The following is a 20,395-nucleotide window of genomic DNA, read 5'->3' on the forward strand; positions in this document are numbered from 1 at the left end:
AGTGAAAGCGCCGTTACGGCGCTTTCGGCTCGTCAATACCCAGATATTCGCAGGCACGACGGCGCACGTCATCGACGCGCTGCATATCATTAGACAGCAGCGCCGCGTCGAAATCGGTAATAATCTCCCCCAGCATTTCGCGCTCATCGCCTAGCGCGCGTGACCACTGTTCCTCTAACTGCGCTTTAAACGTCCGGTTAATTAGCATATCGCGGGGATAAATTTTCAGCGCCTGCAGGCGCTCGCGGCTGGCGTCGATTTGCTGCGTCGTCAGTGAGGTGGCATTGTGACTGATGATTCTGGATTCACTCTTGCCGTCTTCCAGCAGCACGTCAACTTCCAGCAGGCCATTAATATCGTAGCTAAAACGAATATCAATGGCCTGAATGTGCCCGTTCGGCTTCAGCATGACGTCAAAAGAATCGATCAGGATATTATTTTTCACCTTATGGCTTTCGCCCTGGTATACCCTGACGCAAATAGAGTCCTGCTCAGGGTGCATGGTGGAGTACGTTTCCACTTTTGACACCGGAACGGTGGTATTGCGTTCAATGATGGGCGAGAAGATGCCAGGCACGCCCTGTCGGTTGACCTCTACGCCCAGCGAGTAGGGGCAGATATCCGTGAGGATCACTTCTTCAACGTCTTCATGGCGCAGGCGACAGGCGGCCTGAGTTGCGGCGCCAAGCGCCACGATGGTGCTGGGATCGTAACTTTGATAGGGCAATTTACCGAATAAGCGCACCGCGATGCGTTGCACCAGCGGCATCTGTGACGCGCCGCCGACCAGCACCAGGCTGTCAATTTGCTCCGGTTTGAGTCGGGAATCGCGCAGCGCCTGCTCAATGGGCGTGCGCAGCCGGTTGAGCAACGGTAGCCACAGGGCTTCCAGCTCATCGTCATAAAACGTGCTTTCCAGCGCGCGCTCCTGATAAAGCCAGCTCATGCGCAGCGGGGAGCCGCTGGCGCATTTTGCGGCTTCAACACAGGCATACAGCGCAGCCAGATCGCTATCCGTCAGCGCTGATTTATCGAGATTCCAGCGTTTCAGCACTTCATCAAGTAACAAATGCGTGAAATCTTCGCCGCCGAGGTAGTTATCGCCAGCGGAGGCGTGAACTTCGATAATCGGCGTAGCGTATTCCAGAACGGTCACATCAAAGGTTCCGCCCCCCAGATCGAAAACCAGCGAACGGCTATTTTGCTGCGTATGCAGGCCATAAGCCATTGCCGCCGCCGTGGGTTCATTGATCAAGCGCACGGCGTTTAACCCCGCAAGCTCAGCGGCAAGGCGTGTATGCTTACGCTGCTCATCGCTGAAATAAGCCGGAACCGAGATCACGACATCCTTGATTGGCTGCTGAAGGTAGTCTTCCGCATCTTCTTTCAGCGAGCGTAAAACCAGCGAAGATAATTCCGGCGCATTAAACGACTCTTCACCCAAATGCCAGTGAGTATTACTGCCCATTGCGCGTTTAAATAAGGCAGCGGTTTTATCTGGATGAGATGTTTTACGGGCTGCGGCAGGTTTTCCCACCAGAATTTGTTTATTTTCATCCATACTAATTATGGATGGTGTTAAATATTCACCAAATTTATTAGGTATTAATTGTGCGGCTCCGTCTTGCCAGACGGCGATTAAACTATTAGTGGTGCCGAGATCGATACCAATCGCTAACGTTGCATTATCCATTGCGTTTAATTTATCGGGAAAGAGAGTTTATAGAATAAAGAACACCACCCTCTGGCGTGGTGATCTTTATCAATGTCACGCCTGGCGAAAGTATTCATCCATAATGTTCGTCAACTCCGGGCGCTCGCCGTCATCATTGATGGCGAAATCGAGGAAAAAAGCATCGGCTTGTGGCGTGCGTTTTTGGGCCAGTAAACGAAACGCCAGCGGGTAGTGGCAGGCATAACCGGGTGCGCGAGTCAGAAAACGGACAAAATCAATCAACAAGGGAGAATGGGTATAAAACAGCGCGCGTAACAGTACGGCGGGAAATCCCTCTTCGGTGATCCCTTGCGCCATGATTTTATTGAGGCCGGCTTCGCTCAGATCGCCTGCGGCAATAATATCTGCACAAGCCGCAAGATCGGGATAATGCGTTGCGCAGTTAGCCAATGCGTTCGGCCAGTTGACGCGGGTATAACGTCCGTCATGGCGAGTAAAGTAATCCTCCCAAAGGGATGGCGGTAGTTTTTCGTACTGTATTTTCAGGGGGATGCGGCGCTGAAACTGGGCTTCTTCCAGGCGCGCGCCGTCATAAAATCGCAGATATTGCTGTCGCGTCTCGTAGCATGACATCGCCACCGGCTGGCTGATGACCCAGGTTTTCACGGGCCGGCCTTCCAGCGCGGCGGCGGTGGCTTTATGGTGACCATCAAGCAGGACGCAAAGCCAGCTGTCATTCATATACCAGGCCAGCGCGTGGCTCTCTGGCTTATCGCGGTAATACCCGGCGCGTTGTGGGTTAAATCGCGATGGGGGCTGGCCTGGCAGTAAAAAACAGGGTTCGCCGGACTGGTAGTGATAGTCCACGTCAGCAATCCACTGCCCTGTGGTCGCGGGATTCGGTTGTTTTTCGTTACCCACCGCCCAGAAAAAATGCCCGTTGCCATCTGTGGGATAAAGTTCGCGTTCTTCCAGCCGGTAATAGCCATCGGCAAAGAGTGAAAACAGCGGCGTCAGGGAGGTAAATGCTTCGTTCAACCCGACTCCTGGCTGATTCCACTCGGCAAGTGAGGATAAAAACTGCGCGGCGCCTTCATCATCATTGCTAAAACCGGCATAAACAAATTCTGCGCAGGTTGGGCACCAGGCTTCAGTGTAAAAACGAATCAGCGGCGAGCCATGCCAGGAGAGCGTATGAATACCGGCGTCAGAGTCGGGATCGTGGATAACGCAGGGACGAAGCAATGCTTTTCCGTTACGTACTGAAAACGTTATATGGGCTACGTCGTGCTGTAGCAGGCTGATTTCAGGTCTATTGTTACGCCAAAACATCGCTGTTCATCCCTGGATTCTACTTTGCGCTTTATGCGTAGTATTGCAGCCGTTCCGCCAGCAAATCGACAAATCCCTGGCGGTCTACATCGACCATCACCGTCGCATTCGGCTTATTCCCCGTCAGGAAATAATAATCCACCACCGTCATCCCCTGGGTGTATTTCCCCTGGGTTTCCACGCCAACCCAACGCTCAACGGTGGTGAAAATCTCGGGTTTCAGCAGCCAGGCGATGGTGCACGGGTCGTGCAGCGGCGCGCCGACAAATCCCCATTTTTCGTCTTTGTGGTACTCCATAAAGAAGTCCAGCAGTTCGGCGACGATGGTGGAAATCGGGTTGCCAATCGCACGGAAGCGTTCGATATCGGCAGCGTGAATCTGCGCCTTATGGGTGACGTCCAGCCCGGCCATCACCACCGGAATGCCTGACTGGAAGACAATTTCTGCCGCTTCCGGGTCGACGTAAATATTAAATTCCGCAGCGGGCGTCCAGTTACCCAGCGCCATCGCGCCGCCCATGATCACAATGCGGGCGATTTTCGTATGCAGTTCCGGATGGCTATTCAGCAGCAGCGCCACGTTGGTCTGTGGGCCAGTGGAGACGATGGTGACCGGTTGTGCGCTCTCGCGCAGCGTTTTTGCCATCAGCTCAACGGCAGTGCCGCTTTGCGGGGCGAATGACGGCTCGGGCAGCGCCGGGCCGTCGAGGCCGCTTTCGCCGTGAACGTTATCGGCGATAATCAGTTCGCGCATGAGAGGTTTCACCGCGCCGCCCGCCACCGGAATATCCGGGCGTTTGAGCAGTGTCAGCATCCGCAGCACGTTGCGCAGGGTCTTCTCCGGCGTCTGGTTACCGGCGGAAGAGGTGATCGCTTTCACTTCCAGTTCAGGGGAGGCGAGGGCGAGAACGAGGGCGATCGCGTCATCATGACCCGGATCGCAATCAATAATAATGGGCAGTGCCATTGTGGCTCCTTGTAAGCGGTACTTTGTGACAAGGTTAACGCCCGGCTGGATACGTTTCGAGAAGCGAAGCGGTAAAGCGTGAGATAGCGCGCACTCTGACGTGCGCGCCGGGAAGATTAGTGCAGGATTTTCGCAAGGAAGTCTTTTGCGCGATCGGAACTGGGGTTAGCGAAGAACTCCTCTTTTGGCGAATCTTCGACGATTTTACCTTCATCCATAAAGATCACCCGGTTAGCCACTTTACGGGCAAAGCCCATTTCGTGCGTCACCACCATCATGGTCATCCCTTCGTTCGCCAGCTCGACCATCACGTCCAGTACCTCGTTGATCATTTCCGGATCGAGCGCGGAAGTCGGTTCATCGAATAACATGGCAATGGGGTCCATGCACAGCGCACGGGCGATGGCGACACGCTGCTGCTGACCGCCGGAAAGCTGCGCCGGGAACTTGTTGGCATGTGCAGACAGGCCAACGCGCTCCAGCAGCTTCAGGCCTTTATCGCGGGCGGCGGCCTTATCGCGTTTCAGCACTTTCACCTGCGCCAGCGTCAGGTTTTCGATGATCGACAGGTGGGGAAACAGCTCGAAGTGCTGGAATACCATACCCACGCGGGAACGCAGTTTCGCCAGATCGGTTTTTTTGTCGTTCACAATAATGCCGTTAACGGTAATTTCGCCTTTTTGCACCGGTTCCAGACCGTTGACGGTCTTAATCAGCGTGGATTTACCGGAACCCGATGGCCCGCAGACTACCACCACTTCACCTTTTTTCACTTCTGTTGAACAATCGGTCAGCACCTGAAAGTGACCATACCATTTTGAAACATTTTTCAGGGTAATCATTAAACTGTCCTTTTCTTCAAATAGCTGACCAGCAACGACGCGCTCAGGCTGATAACAAAATAAACGACGCCGGCGAACAGAATCATTTCGACCTGAGTACCGTCACGCTCGCCGATAGTCGACGCGGTGCGGAAGAAGTCCGCCAGGCTGAGTACATAAACTAAAGAGGTGTCCTGAAATAGCACGATGCCCTGCGTAAGCAACAGCGGCACCATCGCCCGAAACGCCTGCGGCAGAATAATGAGCTTCATCGACTGCCAGTGGGTCATCCCCAACGCCAGCGCGGCGCTGGACTGCCCGCGGGAAATACTTTGAATACCGGCGCGAATAATCTCGGAATAGTAGGCCGCTTCAAACATGGAGAATGCCACCATCGCGGAGATCAGGCGGATATCGGTTTTCGGCGATAGTCCCAGCACGTTTTGCAGAAAGCCGGGTACAATCAGATAGAACCACAGCAAGACCATCACCAACGGGATGGAACGGAAAACGTTAACATACGCTTTAGCAAACCAGGCGATAGGGGCAAAGCTTGAGAGGCGCATGACGGCCAGAATGGTTCCCCAGACTATCCCCACGATAACGGCGGTGACGGTGATCTTCAGCGTGATGACCAACCCGGCCAGTAGGTAAGGCAGTGAGGGGATAATCGAACTCCAGTCAAATTCGTACATTATTTGCTCCCCACGTTGCCCGGCAGGCGGACTTTGCGTTCAACCAGGCTCATGACCAGCATGATAACGGCGTTAATCAGCACATAGGCCAGCGTAATGGCGGTGAAGGATTCCCAGGCGTGCGCCGAGTAATCCAACAGTTTGCCTGCCTGCGCCGCCATATCCACCAGGCCGATGGTTGAGGCAATAGCCGAGTTTTTCACCAGGTTCATCATCTCTGACGTCATTGGCGGCACGATAACGCGATAGGCATTCGGCAGCAGGACATAGCGATAAGCCTGCGGCAGCGTTAGCCCCATCGCCAGCGCCGCGTTCTTCTGCCCGCGAGGCAGAGACTGAATCGCGGCGCGCACCTGTTCGCAAACGCGGGCGGCGGTAAACAGTCCCAGACAGATCATTGAGGAGAGGAAAAACTGAATATTGGGATCGAGTTCCGCCTTAAACCACATGCCAAGATCTTCCGGCAACAGTTCAGGCACCACCAGGTACCAGGTGAAGAATTGCACGATCAGCGGCACGTTACGGAACAGTTCTACGTACAACGTACCCAGTCCGGAGAGGAAACGGTTGGGAACGGTACGTAAAATGCCGAAAATAGATCCTACCAGGAAAGCGATAATCCAGGCGGTAATCGAAAGGGCTACGGTGACCTGAAAACCACTCCATAGCCAGCCGAGATAGGTGGTATTGCCGAAGGGGGCTTCCTGTAAAAAAATACCCCAGTTCCAGTCTATTGACATACATCTACTCCGAAAAAAAAGGGTAGCAGCGCTACCCTCGAAGATTGTTGCCCGGCGATTTGCGGCTTCAGGCCCGATGGGGAACGACCATCAGGCTTATAGTCTGTCCGTGCTGAGCGACAATCGAGAGGACAGGAGTCCCGTCCCATTTAGTTTTAGTTAGTTAAGCGCTTTATCATTCGGTGCTTTGAACAGGGCTTTCATCTCGTCAGACAACTCGAAATTCATGTTCAGGTTTTTCGGTGGGATCGGATTTTTAAACCACTTATCAAACCACTTTTCCGCTTCGCCGGAGGTTTGCGCCTGGGCGATGGTATCGTCCATCAGCTTTTTAAACTCAGGGTCGTTTTTACGCAGCATACAGCCGTAGGCCTCCTGGGACTGCGGTTTACCGACAATCTCCCAGTTATCCGGTTTCTTGGCTTTGGCGCGCTCGCCGGCCAGCAGCGCGTCATCCATCATAAAGGCGACGGCGCGACCGCTTTCCAGGGTGCGGAACGAGTCACCGTGGTCTTTCGCGCTAATAATACGCATCCCCATCTTTTGCTCTTCGTTAAGCTTATGCAGCAGAATTTCAGAGGTCGTCCCGGAGGTGACGACGACCGCTTTGCCTTTCAGATCCGGGAAATCTTTAATATCGCCGCCTTTTTTAGTCAGCAGTCGCGTCCCGACGACGAAAATCGTATCGGAGAAGGCGGCCTGTTTCTGGCGCTCAAGGTTGTTAGTCGTTGAACCACATTCAAAATCGAAGGTTCCGTTTTGCAACAGCGGAATACGGTTTTGCGAGGTGATCGGGATCAGCTTCACCTGCAGATCGGGCTTGTTAAGTTTCTTTTTTACCGCTTCCACAATGGCGTTGGAGTAGTCCTGGGAATAGCCGACCACTTTCTGCTGGTTGTCGTAATAAGAAAAGGGCACAGAAGATTCGCGATGCCCGACGACGATCACGCCATTTTTAGCGATCTTGTCCAGGGTGCTACCAGCGGCAGGCGCGCCATCTTCTGCGTGCGCAAGGCCCGCAGACAGTCCCATGACCAGCATTGCTGTGGTTAGCTTACGTAATTGCATATCCAACTCCTTTATCATCTGCGCCGTCGACGCATTGATAGCTATTGTGATGTTGTTATTGCCTGCAACTTGCGCGTGCAGTGTTATGTGTGTTTGTTAACATTTAGTGTGGCTTGTTGTAAATATTTTGCTGCGATATTGTTTATTTTTGCGAAGTGCGCCGCACCGTTCAGAGGCAAAAATCCTACATTGCACCGTTCAGGTGCTACCGATGATCGATTTTGGTGCGACCCGGTTGCACAAGCAGCCAGAACAGGTTTGCCATGTTTAACAAAGCAATAGACGTGCCAGAATGAGGGAAAAAGGAGGATTTTCAGGCCGGATAAATGAAGCGCTATCCGGCCTGGGGAGAGATTATTTCCGTCGTTGTCGCAGACTCATCACTACCGCGCCAAAAGCAAACAGCGCGGTCAGTACCCATAGCGGCCAGTTGCCGGTACGGGCATAGGGAGTTAAACCCGTGGTTGGCGTGACATTGGTGGTCAGTACCTGGCGTGTGAACTGCGGGATCATCGCCTGAATCTCGCCCTGAGGGCCAATCACCGCCGTAATACCGTTATTAGTACTGCGCAGCAACGGACGCGCCAGCTCCAGCGAACGCATCCGCGCCATCTGGAAATGTTGCCACGGGCCAATGGACTTACCAAACCAGGCGTCGTTAGAAATCGTCAGCAGATAGTCGGTGTCCGGGCGGAAGTTATCCCGCACCTGTTCGCCAAGAATAATTTCATAACAGATTGCCGCCGTCAGCTTATAGTCGTGCGCATGTAACTGCGGCTGGATATAAGGGCCGCGGCTAAAGGAGGACATGGGCAGATCGAAGAACGGCGCCAGCGGACGCAGGATAGACTCCAGCGGAACGAACTCGCCAAAGGGTACAAGGTGATTTTTATTGTAGCGATTGGGCGAGTCATAACTGTATGGATTATCCTTGCCCAACGTAATAATCGTATTGTAGGTGTCGTATCGATTCTGTTTATTGAGACGCGCATCGACAATACCGGTGATCAGCGTGCTATTTTTTTCGCGTAACATCTCGTCCAGCGAACGAAGGAAAGGCTGCTGATTGATTTCGAGATCCGGAATCGCCGACTCAGGCCAGATAATAATCTGTGATTTGCCTAACTCTGGGCGGGTTTCGTTGAGATAAATTTTTAGCGTATTCAGTAGCTGGTTTTCGTCCCACTTCAGCGACTGCGGGATATCGCCCTGCACCAGCGATACCTGGGTCGCTTTGGCCGGTTCCAGCGTAAACCACTGGATATAACGTAGCGGAAAGGGCAAAGCAAACAGAATCACGGCGACAGCCAGCGGACGCCAGTTCCGCGTCGCCAGTGCCAGCGCTAACAGGCCGCTGACCATCATCAGCAGGAAGTTGATCGCTTCTACGCCCATTACCGGCGCCAGGCCTTTTAGCGGGCCGTCGACCTGACTATAGCCAAATTGCAGCCAGGGGAAGCCGGTCAGCACCCAGCCGCGTAAAAATTCGGTGATTTGCCATATTGCAGGCGCGGCGATAGCGACGCGCAGCCAGTTGGTTTTTGGCCACAGACGCGACAAAATCCCGGCAAACAGTCCGGTATACAGCGAGAGATAAGCTGCAAGCAGCACCACCAGAAAAACGTTAACCGGGCCCGGCATGCCGCCAAACTGCGCGATACTGACATAAACCCAGTTAATCCCGCTACCGAAAAGTCCGAGTCCCCAGCAATAGCCGATAGCGGCAGACTGGAGCGGGCGGCGATTAAACGTTAAGGCCTGCAGCCCGATAAGCGACACTATCGCTGCGGGCCAGACGTCATACGGAGAGAAAGCCAGTGTTCCGCAGGCGCCGAATAATAACGCCAGCAGCAGGCGAATACGCTGGCGTTCAATTAACGAGGCAAATGCCATTTTTAGTCCACTATTGCTGTTATTCGTCCAGTTTTGGCTGGGGCGAGTCATCCGGGATCCTGACATGCACCTGAATAATGCGACGACTATCGGCCATCGCCACTTTGAACTGGTAACCATCAATGTCAATGGTTTCGCCGCGGGCCGGTAAATGGCCGAACGCCTGCATCACCAGTCCGCCGATGGTATCGACTTCTTCATCGCTGAATTGGGTGCCGAAAGCGTCATTGAAGTCTTCAATCGACGCCAGCGCGCGAATCGTCCAGGTATGGCGGCTAAGCTGACGGAAGTCGATATCGTCTTCTTCGTCATACTCATCTTCAATTTCACCGACAATCAGTTCGAGGATGTCTTCGATAGTCACAAGGCCGGAAACGCCGCCAAACTCATCGATAACGATGGCCATATGGTAACGCTGGGAGCGGAACTCCTTGAGCATACGGTCAACCCGTTTGCTTTCCGGTACGACAACCGCGGTGCGTAACACTTTGTCCATGCTGAAGGCTTCGGCATCGCTGCGCATAAACGGCAGCAAATCTTTGGCCATCAGAATCCCTTCAATGTGATCTTTATCTTCGCTGATCACCGGAAAACGCGAGTGGGCGGACTCGATGATAACATCGAGACATTCGTCCAGCGTCTGGTTGCGTTTCAGGGTAATCATCTGGGAGCGCGGGATCATAATATCGCGTACGCGCTGGTCGGCGATGTCCATTACGCCTTCGAGCATATCGCGCGTATCTTCATCGATAAGCTCGTTCTGCCCGGAATCACGGATCAGCGCCAGCAACTCATCGCGGTTTTTAGGTTCACCGTGGAAAAGCTGGCTGAGTAGCAGGGAAAAAAATCCCTTTTTACTGTTTACTGTGTCACTACTGTGTGAATTGTCGTCGCTCATGGCGTCGTATGGGTTCTCATGTTAGTTAATACAAAGCTCGTCATGCGTATACTCAGCTGTGACGGCATGTTTTGCCTGATGGCGCTACGCTTATCAGGCCTACAAAAGGCATGAATGTAGGCCGGATAAGGCGCAAGCGTCGCCATCCGGCAAGCTACTATTCTGCAATCTTCTCGGCAATGTACGGATCCTCATAGCCCATAGCAAGCATAATCTCCGTTTCGAGAGACTCCATCTCTTCCGCTTCGTCATCGTCGATATGATCGTAACCCAGCAAATGCAGGCTACCGTGCACGACCATGTGCGCCCAGTGCGCCTCCAGCGGCTTGCTCTGTTCCTGCGCTTCTTGCTCCACGACCTGACGGCAAATAATCAGATCGCCCAGTAGCGGCATTTCAATGCCGGGGGGCGCTTCAAACGGGAAGGAGAGAACATTAGTGGGTTTATCTTTCCCGCGGTACGTCAAATTAAGGTTGTGGCTTTCGGCCTCATCCACCAGACGGATTGTGACTTCCGCCTCTTCCTGAAACTGCGGAATAACGCCGTCCAGCCAGCGTTGAAACTGAGCTTCATCCGGCAGGCCCGCGTGGTTTTCACAGGCCAACTGTAAATCGAGGATCACCTGACTCATTTCTGTTCCTGCTCCTGGGCTTCACGCTTACGCTCTGCCGCCAACGCCGCTTTGCGTTTTTGCTCGGCCTCTTCCCAGGCTTCATAGGCGTTAACAATGCGGGCAACGACCGGATGGCGCACCACGTCTTCGCTGTGGAAGAAGTTAAAGCTGATTTCATCGACTTCCGCCAGCACTTCAATGGCATGACGCAAGCCGGATTTGGTGTTGTGTGGCAGGTCAATCTGCGTCACGTCGCCGGTGATCACCGCTTTCGAGTTAAAGCCGATACGCGTCAGGAACATCTTCATCTGTTCGATAGTGGTGTTCTGGCTTTCATCCAGAATGATAAAGGCGTCGTTTAACGTGCGTCCGCGCATATAGGCCAGCGGTGCGACTTCAATCACATTGCGTTCAATCAGCTTCTCGACTTTTTCAAAGCCGAGCATTTCGAACAACGCGTCATACAGCGGACGCAGGTACGGGTCCACCTTCTGACTTAAATCGCCTGGCAGAAAGCCGAGTTTTTCGCCCGCTTCCACCGCCGGACGGGTCAGTAGAATACGGCGAATCTCCTGGCGCTCCAGGGCGTCTACCGCAGCAGCGACCGCAAGATACGTTTTACCGGTACCCGCCGGGCCGACGCCAAAGGTAATATCATGATCGAGAATATTGGCGATGTACTGCGCCTGGTTCGGGGTACGCGGTTTAATCACGCCGCGCTTGGTTTTGATATTAATAGCTTTGCCATAGTCAGGCACGCTTTCCGCGCTCTGTTCCAGCACCCGCGCTTCTTTGATCGCCAGATGAATTTGTTCCGGTTCGATATCCTGAGTCTGGCCGCGCATCGGTGCGGTATCGACATACAGACTTCGCAAAATATCTGTCGCCGCGGTCACGCAAATCGGACGACCGGTCAGTTTAAAGTGATTGTCACGGCGGTTGATTTCAATACCGAGACGACGTTCGAGCTGTTTAATATTGTCATCAAACGGCCCGCAAAGGCTCAACAGACGGGCGTTGTCTGCAGGCTCAAGGGTAATTTCGCGAGTGTCTATATTCAAACTGTTCCTCTTGTGTCTGTATCGCCGGACGCTGAACATTTACCGGCATCTAAGGAAATTATTCACGCCATAGGGAAAAGGCGCAAGCATTGCAATGAAGATGGGGATGAAGAGAGAAAATTGCAAGGCCCGTCGGGCGACAGGCCATGACCAGGAAGCCCGACAGGCGTAGCACCATCGGGCATTATTGCCTTTCCTGCAGGATTAAGGCTGGTAGAATCCTACGCCCAGCTCATTTTCTTTACGGGTACGGGCAATGACGGACTCCGGCGTTTCGGCGACGCGCAGCCCCATTTCATCTTCGGTACGCACCACTTTTCCGCGCAGGGAGTTCGGATAGACGTCAGTAATTTCCACATCGACAAACTTACCAATCATCTCCGGCGTGCCTTCAAAGTTCACCACCCGATTGTTTTCGGTACGGCCAGACAGTTCCATAATGTTTTTACGTGACGTGCCTTCCACCAGAATGCGCTGTGTCGTGCCGAGCATACGGCGGCTCCATGCCATCGCCTGCTGATTGATACGCTCTTGCAGAATATACAGACGCTGCTTTTTCTCTTCTTCCGGTACGTCATCAACCATATCGGCAGCCGGCGTTCCCGGACGCGCAGAGAAGATAAAGCTGTAGCTCATATCAAAGTTGACGTCAGCGATAAGCTTCATGGTTTTTTCGAAATCATCGGTAGTTTCGCCAGGGAAACCGACGATAAAGTCAGAGCTTATCTGAATGTCCGGCCGCGCCGCGCGCAGTTTACGGATGATTGCTTTATATTCCAGCGCAGTGTGGGTGCGCCCCATCAGATTCAACACGCGATCGGAACCGCTCTGTACCGGCAGATGCAGGAAACTGACCAGTTCCGGCGTATCGCGGTACACCTCGATAATATCGTCGGTGAACTCAATCGGATGGCTGGTGGTAAAGCGAATACGGTCAATGCCGTCGATGGCGGCAACCAGACGCAGCAGATCGGCAAAGGTGCCAGTGGTGCCGTCGTAGTTTTCTCCGCGCCAGGCGTTAACGTTCTGGCCCAGCAGGTTGACCTCACGCACGCCCTGCGCCGCTAGCTGGGCGATTTCGAACAGGATATCGTCTGAGGGACGGCTGACTTCTTCACCGCGGGTATACGGTACCACGCAGTAAGTACAATATTTATTGCAGCCTTCCATGATAGAAACAAACGCGGTCGGGCCTTCTGCGCGCGGTTCCGGCAAACGGTCGAACTTCTCGATTTCCGGGAAGCTGATATCGACCACCGGGCTGCGGTCGCCACGCACGGAGTTAATCATCTCCGGCAGGCGGTGTAAGGTTTGCGGGCCAAAAATAATGTCGACGTAATGGGCGCGTTGACGAATGTGCTCGCCTTCCTGGGAAGCCACGCAGCCGCCGACGCCGATAATCAGATCGGGATTTTTCTCTTTTAACAGTCTCCAGCGACCTAATTGATGGAAGACTTTTTCCTGAGCCTTCTCGCGGATTGAGCAGGTATTCAACAGCAGCACATCCGCCTCTTCCGCCACGTCGGTCAGTTGATAGCCGTGGGTGGCGTCCAGCAGATCGGCCATCTTCGATGAATCGTACTCGTTCATCTGACAGCCCCAGGTTTTAATATGGAGTTTTTTAGTCATCGACTTGCTCTTGCGAAATAGTGGCTGAAAAGCAGGGCGCATAGTGTAATGCTTTGGCGCGGTTGTGACCAGTATGACTGACGTCAGCCCTAATGGGTAAAAAATCCTGTAAACTTGTCTAAAACGTAACAGGATGAATGACCATGACAAATCAACCAACGGAAATTGCCATTGTCGGCGGGGGAATGGTCGGCGGCGCGCTGGCGCTGGGTATGGCGCAGCAAGGGTTTACGGTGATGGTAATAGAACATGCCGCGCCTGCGCCGTTTGTGGCTGACAGCCAGCCTGACGTGCGGATTTCGGCCATTAGCGCGGCATCCGTGGCGCTGCTCAAGGGGCTGGGCGTGTGGGAGGCGGTGCAGGGGATGCGTAGCCATCCTTATCGGCGACTGGAGACCTGGGAGTGGGAAAACGCCCATGTGGTGTTCGACGCCGCTGAACTCAAGCTGCCGCTGTTAGGCTATATGGTAGAGAACCACGTCCTGCAACAGGCGCTGTGGCAGGCGCTGGAAGCGCACCCCGGCGTGACGCTGCGCGTTCCGGCTTCACTGGCGGCATTGCACCGCCGCCACGATGGTTATGCGCTGGAACTGGCCGACGGCGAATGGGTAACGCCGAAGTTAGTGATTGGCGCCGACGGCGCGAATTCGCAGGTTCGGCAAATGGCGGGAATTGGCATTCATGCCTGGCAATATGCGCAGTCGTGTATGCTTATCACCGTCAAGTGTGAAAATGCGCCAGGCGACAGCACCTGGCAGCAGTTTACGCCAACGGGGCCGCGCGCCTTTTTGCCGCTGTTCGACGATTGGGCGTCGCTGGTGTGGTATGACGCTCCGGCACGTATTCGCCAGCTACAGAGTTTATCGATGACGCAATTGCAGGTGGAAATTAACCAGCACTTTCCGGCGCGTCTGGGGGCGGTGATGCCTGTCGCGGCGGGCGCGTTTCCGCTAACCCGTCGTCACGCGTTGCAGTATGCGCAACCGGGGCTGGCGCTGGTAGGCGACGCGGCGCATACCATTCATCCGCTGGCCGGGCAGGGCGTCAACCTGGGGTATCGGGATGTTGATGCGTTGATTGATGTGCTGGCGAGTGCCCGTAGCTATGGCGAGTCCTGGGCCAGCCATTCGGTGTTGAAACGCTATCAGACGCGGCGCATGGCAGATAATTTTATGATGCAAAGTGGAATGGATCTGTTTTATGCCGGGTTCAGCAATGAACTGCCGCCGCTGCGTATTTTACGCAATATGGGGCTGATGGCGGCGCAGCGCGCAGGCGTGCTAAAACGTCAGGCGCTGAAGTATGCGTTGGGGTTGTAACCCGTTGAATGCCTTACCCGGTTTGTAAAAACGCTCAATTGCAGGTCGGGTAAGCGTATTGACATCTTACTTTACTGCAAATAAAGCACATAAACCTAATTTCCCTTTGAAATCAAACTCATACCAAGGTGATGCCATTTCAATTGTGCATACGTTGTATTGGCAACGTACTACTTTATGTAGCATCAGTAATGTGGAACTCATTGATTTTACAAGAATCGCCAGGGTGATTAATGCGGCGATAATCCGATACCACGTCAGTGTTGCATGTTGGACATCAAACCACAGAATATAAAAAGTGATGATGTGAAGAATGACTTTGCTGGACAGGGCGCGAATATAGAATCCACGCAGCGCCGTTTTCGAGGAAAACGCGACATTAATCAGCGCGCTTTGTTTTTCTTGCACAGGGATCCCTGGCAGATACACTATCCATTCCGCACTATTCTGGCGCAACATGACGGCCTTTTTCTGGTGCAGTATATGTAGCCTCATTGACACTGCCACGGGGTAAACCAGACCCAAAATAATCAACCAGGCGGCGCTGGCCGTGATATCAATGAAGGTGAAAGCGCAGAGCAAGACGACCATAAAAAATGTTAATGGCTGCAAAAAGAGATACCAACAAAACTGGTAATTCATTGTGAGGTTACCGAACGATCCCTGTAAGGCTTTATCATAGCGTTTTACTGATAGCAGGGCATTGAGGGGGAAACCTCTTTCGGAATTTATAAACGCAGAAAAGCAAAAAGCTCGCCGAAGCGAGCTTTTTAAAAGTGGCTGGGGTACGAGGATTCGAACCTCGGAATGCCGGAATCAGAATCCGGTGCCTTACCGCTTGGCGATACCCCAATTGTCGTACTTCTTGCGCTCATTAGCAGAGCGTCTTTAAAACTGGCTGGGGTACGAGGATTCGAACCTCGGAATGCCGGAATCAGAATCCGGTGCCTTACCGCTTGGCGATACCCCAACAAATTATTTTCGAACCGGTCGAATACCTCGACGTGTTCTGAATATGGTGGCTACGACGGGATTCGAACCTGTGACCCCATCATTATGAGTGATGTGCTCTAACCAACTGAGCTACGTAGCCAGATGATTTCTTCGATGGCTGGGGTACCTGGATTCGAACCAGGGAATGCCGGTATCAAAAACCGGTGCCTTACCGCTTGGCGATACCCCAATACCGTCGCGGTGAACCGCAAACTCGAAGAAATATGGCTGGGGTACCTGGATTCGAACCAGGGAATGCCGGTATCAAAAACCGGTGCCTTACCGCTTGGCGATACCCCATCCGTACAACGCTTATCGGTGAATGGTGCGGGAGGCGAGACTTGAACTCGCACACCTTGCGGCGCCAGAACCTAAATCTGGTGCGTCTACCAATTTCGCCACTCCCGCAAAAAAAGATGGTGGCTACGACGGGATTCGAACCTGTGACCCCATCATTATGAGTGATGTGCTCTAACCAACTGAGCTACGTAGCCATCTTTTTTTCGCGTTACCTTATCGGCGTTGCGGGGCGCATTATGCGTATTGAGCCTTGAAGCGTCAACCTCTTTTTCATCGAAAAACGTCGGAAAGTGTCTGTTTGGTTAGGTTGCGAACAGCGTGGCGCAATATTCGGCAATTATTGGTTATTAATCGTTTTTCCGAAAGTGGCTTGCTATAAAAAAAGAGCCCCTAAGGGCTCTTTCGTCATCGTTAATTTACTGGTACGCCGACTGATGCACGCCGACCGAGCGGCCTGACGGGTCATCCATCGTTTTGAATGCTTCATCCCACTCAATGGCTTTGGCGGAAGAACAGGCCACGGACGGGCCGCCGGGTACGCATTCCGCGGCGCTCGGCACCGGGAACAATTCTTCAAAAATTTCCCGGTACAAGTACGCCTCTTTAGACGACGGCGTGTTGTATGGAAAGCGGAAGCGGGCTGTTTCCAGTTGTTGATCGGAAATCTGTTTCGCCGCCACCTCTTTCAGCGTATCAATCCAGCTGTAGCCTACGCCGTCAGAGAACTGCTCTTTCTGACGCCACGCCACGCTTGCTGGCAGATAAGACTCGAAGCACTCGCGCAGCACGTGTTTTTCCATCTTGCCGTTACCGCACATTTTATCCTGTGGGTTGATACGCATCGCCACGTCGAGGAATTTTTTATCCAGGAACGGTACGCGCGCTTCCACGCCCCAGGCGGACATCGCTTTGTTGGCGCGGGCGCAGTCATACATATGCAGCGCCTGTAGCTTACGGACCGTCTCTTCATGTAACTCTTTGGCGTTCGGCGCTTTATGGAAGTACAGGTAGCCGCCAAACACCTCATCGGAACCTTCGCCGGAGAGCACCATTTTGATGCCCATCGCTTTGATCTTACGCGACATCAGATACATCGGCGTTGAGGCGCGGATAGTGGTCACGTCATAGGTTTCAATGTGATAGATAACATCACGAATGGCATCAAGGCCTTCCTGCACGGTGAAGTGAATTTCATGGTGCACGGTGCCGAGGTGGTTAGCCACTTCCTGGGCCGCCTTCAGGTCAGGCGAACCTTCCAGACCGACCGCAAAAGAGTGCAACTGTGGCCACCAGGCTTCGGAGCGCTCCTGATCTTCGACGCGACGGGCGGCGAATTTTTTGGTGATTGCCGAAATAACCGACGAGTCCAGACCGCCGGAGAGCAGCACGCCATAGGGCACGTCGGACATCAGGTGGCTTTTCACGGATTCTTCCAGCGCCTGGCGCAGCGCGTTTTTGTCGGTGACGTTGTCTTTTACCGCATCGTAATCGAACCAGTCGCGCTGATAGTACTGACGAATTTCGCCGTCTTTGCTCCACAGGTAGCTGCCCGCCGGGAACTCTTTAATGGTGCGGCAGACCGGGGTCAGCGCTTTCATTTCTGACGCTACGTAGAAGTTGCCGAATTCGTCATAGCCCATGTAGAGCGGAATAATACCGATATGGTCACGACCAATCAGATAAGCGTCTTTTTCGCTGTCATACAGGGCGAAGGCGAACATCCCCTGTAAATCGTCAAGGAAATCCGGCCCTTTTTCCTGATATAGCGCGAGAATAACTTCGCAGTCGGAGCCTGTCTGGAACGCGTAACGATCGCCATACTCCGCGCGTAACGTTTGATGGTTATAAATTTCACCGTTCACCGCCAGCACGTGGGTTTTTCTGGCGTTATACAGGGGCTGGGCGCCGGCGTTAACATCAACAATCGACAAACGTTCATGTGCGAGAATCGCGTTATCGCAAGCGTAGATGCCGGACCAGTCCGGGCCGCGATGGCGCATCAGGCGTGACAGTTCAAGGGCTTTTTTACGCAGTTCCGCTGCATCTGTTTTGATATCGAATACGCCGAAAATAGAACACATAGCCTTCTCCGTTAATCTGTTGCGTCGTACTTTTTGTGTTTGCTTGACTAAAAAATGCCGCAAAGGCGTGGAAGGCGCAAGGGGATTACGGTCTGAAAAATGAAAAATGCAATCGTCATTGTTGATTAGTGAAAAATGATTACATATTGCGCGGATTTATTGATGGATCTTCAGTTTTATCGTGGATTAATTGAATTATGTTTTTCCTGATGGCGTTTCGCTTATCAGACCTACAATGTTGTTCGAACCGTAGGCCTGAAAGCTATGCGTCATCAGGCAGGGGACAGGTTTAGATAACGTCGATCTCAGCGACGGAAGGGTAAATCCAGCTTGGGCGGAACGGCATACTGTCAATATCATTGATTGTTGATACGCCAGAAAGCACCAGAATGGTCTCCAGACCGGCCTGGAACCCCGCCAGAATGTCGGTGCGCAGGTTGTCGCCGACGATAACGGTCTCTTCCGAGTGCGCCTGCATTTTGTTTAATGCCGCGCGGATGATCCACGGGCTGGGTTTGCCGACATAAAACGGCTTCCGGCCGGAAATTTTTTCAATGCCTGCGCACAGCGCGCCGCAGGCCGGATAAAAGCCGCGACCGTGGGTATCCGGGTTGGTGGCGATAAAGCGCGCGCCATTGGCGACGAAAAATGCTGCTTTATGCATCATGTCCCAGTTGTAGGAGCGGGTTTCTCCAACGATGACAAAATCAGGGTTCACATCGGTAATGGTAAACCCCGCTTTATAGAGCTCGTGAATGAGCGCGCCTTCGCCCACGACATACGCTTTCTTACCTTCCTGACGGCGCAGAAAATCGGCTGTCGCCATTGCTGACGTATAAAACACGCTGTCCGGCACGTTAACGCCAGCGGTAGCAAAACGGTTCGCCAGATCCTGGCCGGTTTGCGACGGGTAATTGGTCAGCAGCACCAGCGGCAGACCTTTTTCCAGAATCCCCGTCAGAAATTCCGCCGCACCGGGTACGGCTACGTTGTCGTGCATCAGCACGCCGTCGATATCGCAGATTACATTCTTGATGGTCATGAACTACCCAGGGAATTTGTGAATAATCCGATACTATAAGAGCGCATCAACTTTCCAGCAAACGTTGCAGCAATGTTCCGTTGAGCATGGCGCGTTTAACTAAGGCAAATGCGCCGATAGCAGAACGGTGATCCAGCGTGGAGCGTACCACCGGCAAATTTTTGCGAAAGGCCTTTAACGCCTGCGTATTGATACAGCTTTCGATAGCGGGCAACAGGACTTTATCGGCTTCAATGATCTCGCCGGCAATGACGATTTTTTGCGGGTTAAACAGGTTGATAGCAATGGCGATCGTTTTGCCCAAATGGCGACCAACATGCTCAATGACTTCCGAGGCCAGGCTGTCGCCCCGGTTTGCCGCCTTACAGATGGTTTTAATCGTGCAGTCGTCAAGCGGAACACGGCTTTGATACCCTTGTTTAAGCAAATTCAGCACCCGTTGTTCAATCGCCGCATTGGCGGCAATGGTTTCCAGACAGCCGAAATTACCGCAGTGGCAGCGCTCGCCCAACGGCTCCACCTGAATATGCCCAATTTCGCCGACGTTGCCGTTACGGCCAATGAAGATGCGTCCGTTGGAGATAATCCCGGCGCCTGTACCACGATGAACGCGCACCAGAATCGAGTCCTCGCAATCCTGACTGGCGCCGAAGTAGTGTTCCGCCAGCGCCAGGCTACGGATATCGTGTCCCACGAAACAGGTAACGTGAAACCGTTTTTCCAGCGCTTCGACCAGTCCCCAGTTTTCAACCTGAATGTGCGGCATGTAACGAATCACGCCGCTTTCCGGATCGACAAGCCCTGGCAGGATCACCGAGATAGCGATCAATTCACGAATTTTACGCTGACAGCTATCAATAAAGACGGCGATGGTGTTGAGCAGCGCATGTTCCAGCGTCTCCTGGGTGCGCTCCGGCAGCGGATAATGCTCCTCAGCGACCACTTTACTGCTCAGATCGTAGAGCGTTAAAGTGGTGTCATGACGGCCCAGGCGAACGCCAATGGCATGGAAGTTACGGGTTTCCGTGACGATAGAGATAGCGCGGCGGCCTCCGGTCGAGGCCTGCTGATCGACTTCTTTGATCAGCCCGCGTTCAATGAGTTGACGCGTAATTTTCGTTACGCTGGCGGGAGCAAGCTGGCTTTGCTCGGCAATTTGTATGCGCGAGATAGGACCATGCTGGTCAATCAGGCGGTAAACGGCCGCGCTGTTAAGCTGTTTTACGAGATCAACGTTACCTATCTGAGCTTGTCCGCCTGGTGTCATA

The 20,395-nt window shown here is 53.3% G+C and carries 17 protein-coding genes and 7 tRNA genes; 1 reads left to right on the top strand and 23 read right to left on the bottom strand.

Annotation, left to right across the window (positions count from 1 at the left end; translation table 11 throughout):
* Positions 1 to 13: 13 nt before the first annotated feature.
* The 12 genes from EOS97_RS16975 to miaB all read right to left on the bottom strand — a co-directional run bounded on the left by EOS97_RS16975 (position 14) and on the right by miaB (position 13,392).
* Complete coding sequence (locus tag EOS97_RS16975; protein ID WP_000368026.1) at positions 14 to 1,693, bottom strand: molecular chaperone HscC; 1,680 nt, start codon at positions 1,691 to 1,693, stop codon at positions 14 to 16.
* A gap of 75 nt (positions 1,694 to 1,768) precedes the next feature.
* Positions 1,769 to 3,007, bottom strand: coding sequence for a hypothetical protein (locus EOS97_RS16980; protein ID WP_000498883.1), 1,239 nt, complete (start codon positions 3,005 to 3,007; stop codon positions 1,769 to 1,771).
* 31 nt (positions 3,008 to 3,038) lie between these two features.
* Entirely contained in the window at positions 3,039 to 3,974 is a 936-nt protein-coding gene (gene rihA / locus EOS97_RS16985; RefSeq protein ID WP_001207422.1) for a pyrimidine-specific ribonucleoside hydrolase RihA, read from the bottom strand.
* Between the two features lie 116 nt (positions 3,975 to 4,090).
* Entirely contained in the window at positions 4,091 to 4,816 is a 726-nt protein-coding gene (gene gltL / locus EOS97_RS16990) for a glutamate/aspartate ABC transporter ATP-binding protein GltL (RefSeq protein WP_000631369.1), read from the bottom strand.
* Complete coding sequence (gene gltK, locus EOS97_RS16995) at positions 4,816 to 5,490, bottom strand: glutamate/aspartate ABC transporter permease GltK (protein WP_000272795.1); 675 nt, start codon at positions 5,488 to 5,490, stop codon at positions 4,816 to 4,818. Before gltK ends, gltL begins: the two co-directional genes overlap by 1 nt.
* Positions 5,490 to 6,230, bottom strand: coding sequence for a glutamate/aspartate ABC transporter permease GltJ (gltJ, locus tag EOS97_RS17000; RefSeq protein ID WP_000020930.1), 741 nt, complete (start codon positions 6,228 to 6,230; stop codon positions 5,490 to 5,492). The genes gltK and gltJ overlap by 1 nt, the downstream gene beginning before the upstream one ends.
* 159 nt (positions 6,231 to 6,389) lie before the next feature.
* Positions 6,390 to 7,298 carry an amino acid ABC transporter substrate-binding protein gene (locus tag EOS97_RS17005; protein WP_001518176.1) on the bottom strand — a complete coding sequence of 303 codons (909 nt, stop codon included), beginning with the start codon at positions 7,296 to 7,298 and terminating at the stop codon, positions 6,390 to 6,392.
* 354 nt (positions 7,299 to 7,652) lie between these two features.
* On the bottom strand, positions 7,653 to 9,191 hold the full coding sequence (gene lnt / locus EOS97_RS17010; RefSeq protein WP_001575804.1) for an apolipoprotein N-acyltransferase: 1,539 nt from the start codon (positions 9,189 to 9,191) through the stop codon (positions 7,653 to 7,655).
* Between the two features lie 19 nt (positions 9,192 to 9,210).
* Positions 9,211 to 10,089 (bottom strand): CNNM family magnesium/cobalt transport protein CorC, encoded by an 879-nt coding sequence (corC, locus tag EOS97_RS17015; protein ID WP_023165951.1) that lies wholly within the window; start codon positions 10,087 to 10,089, stop codon positions 9,211 to 9,213.
* A gap of 157 nt (positions 10,090 to 10,246) precedes the next feature.
* Positions 10,247 to 10,720: an rRNA maturation RNase YbeY gene (gene ybeY, locus EOS97_RS17020; protein WP_000084479.1), complete on the bottom strand. Its 474-nt coding sequence runs from the start codon at positions 10,718 to 10,720 to the stop codon at positions 10,247 to 10,249.
* Positions 10,717 to 11,763 carry a PhoH family protein gene (locus EOS97_RS17025; RefSeq protein ID WP_001805632.1) on the bottom strand — a complete coding sequence of 349 codons (1,047 nt, stop codon included), beginning with the start codon at positions 11,761 to 11,763 and terminating at the stop codon, positions 10,717 to 10,719. The genes ybeY and EOS97_RS17025 overlap by 4 nt, the downstream gene beginning before the upstream one ends.
* 204 nt (positions 11,764 to 11,967) lie before the next feature.
* Positions 11,968 to 13,392 carry a tRNA (N6-isopentenyl adenosine(37)-C2)-methylthiotransferase MiaB gene (gene miaB / locus EOS97_RS17030; RefSeq protein WP_001519200.1) on the bottom strand — a complete coding sequence of 475 codons (1,425 nt, stop codon included), beginning with the start codon at positions 13,390 to 13,392 and terminating at the stop codon, positions 11,968 to 11,970.
* A gap of 143 nt (positions 13,393 to 13,535) precedes the next feature.
* Between miaB and ubiF the strand changes: the two genes are divergently transcribed.
* Complete coding sequence (gene ubiF, locus EOS97_RS17035; protein WP_023165950.1) at positions 13,536 to 14,711, top strand: 3-demethoxyubiquinol 3-hydroxylase; 1,176 nt, start codon at positions 13,536 to 13,538, stop codon at positions 14,709 to 14,711.
* A gap of 66 nt (positions 14,712 to 14,777) precedes the next feature.
* Here ubiF and EOS97_RS17040 read toward each other — a convergent pair whose 3' ends face one another.
* From EOS97_RS17040 to nagC, 11 genes are all read right to left on the bottom strand, one after another.
* Complete coding sequence (locus tag EOS97_RS17040; RefSeq protein WP_001109070.1) at positions 14,778 to 15,353, bottom strand: hypothetical protein; 576 nt, start codon at positions 15,351 to 15,353, stop codon at positions 14,778 to 14,780.
* Between the two features lie 135 nt (positions 15,354 to 15,488).
* Positions 15,489 to 15,563: transfer RNA gene (locus EOS97_RS17045), tRNA-Gln, on the bottom strand.
* Positions 15,564 to 15,606: 43 nt separating this feature from the next.
* Positions 15,607 to 15,681, bottom strand: a tRNA-Gln gene (locus EOS97_RS17050).
* A gap of 46 nt (positions 15,682 to 15,727) precedes the next feature.
* Positions 15,728 to 15,804, bottom strand: a tRNA-Met gene (locus tag EOS97_RS17055).
* Between the two features lie 15 nt (positions 15,805 to 15,819).
* A tRNA-Gln gene (locus EOS97_RS17060) sits at positions 15,820 to 15,894 on the bottom strand.
* Positions 15,895 to 15,929: 35 nt separating this feature from the next.
* A tRNA-Gln gene (locus EOS97_RS17065) sits at positions 15,930 to 16,004 on the bottom strand.
* A 23-nt stretch (positions 16,005 to 16,027) separates the two neighbouring features.
* Positions 16,028 to 16,112 (bottom strand) — tRNA-Leu (locus EOS97_RS17070).
* Positions 16,113 to 16,121: 9 nt separating this feature from the next.
* A tRNA-Met gene (locus tag EOS97_RS17075) sits at positions 16,122 to 16,198 on the bottom strand.
* A gap of 222 nt (positions 16,199 to 16,420) precedes the next feature.
* On the bottom strand, positions 16,421 to 18,085 hold the full coding sequence (gene asnB / locus EOS97_RS17080; RefSeq protein ID WP_000337035.1) for an asparagine synthase B: 1,665 nt from the start codon (positions 18,083 to 18,085) through the stop codon (positions 16,421 to 16,423).
* Between the two features lie 289 nt (positions 18,086 to 18,374).
* On the bottom strand, positions 18,375 to 19,127 hold the full coding sequence (gene nagD / locus EOS97_RS17085; protein ID WP_000153143.1) for a ribonucleotide monophosphatase NagD: 753 nt from the start codon (positions 19,125 to 19,127) through the stop codon (positions 18,375 to 18,377).
* A 46-nt stretch (positions 19,128 to 19,173) separates the two neighbouring features.
* Positions 19,174 to 20,394 carry a DNA-binding transcriptional regulator NagC gene (nagC, locus tag EOS97_RS17090; RefSeq protein WP_000187578.1) on the bottom strand — a complete coding sequence of 407 codons (1,221 nt, stop codon included), beginning with the start codon at positions 20,392 to 20,394 and terminating at the stop codon, positions 19,174 to 19,176.
* Position 20,395: the final 1 nt, after the last annotated feature.

It is taken from the genome of Salmonella sp. SSDFZ54, assembly GCF_004010735.1.
GTDB classification, from domain to species: Bacteria; Pseudomonadota; Gammaproteobacteria; order Enterobacterales; family Enterobacteriaceae; genus Salmonella; species Salmonella enterica.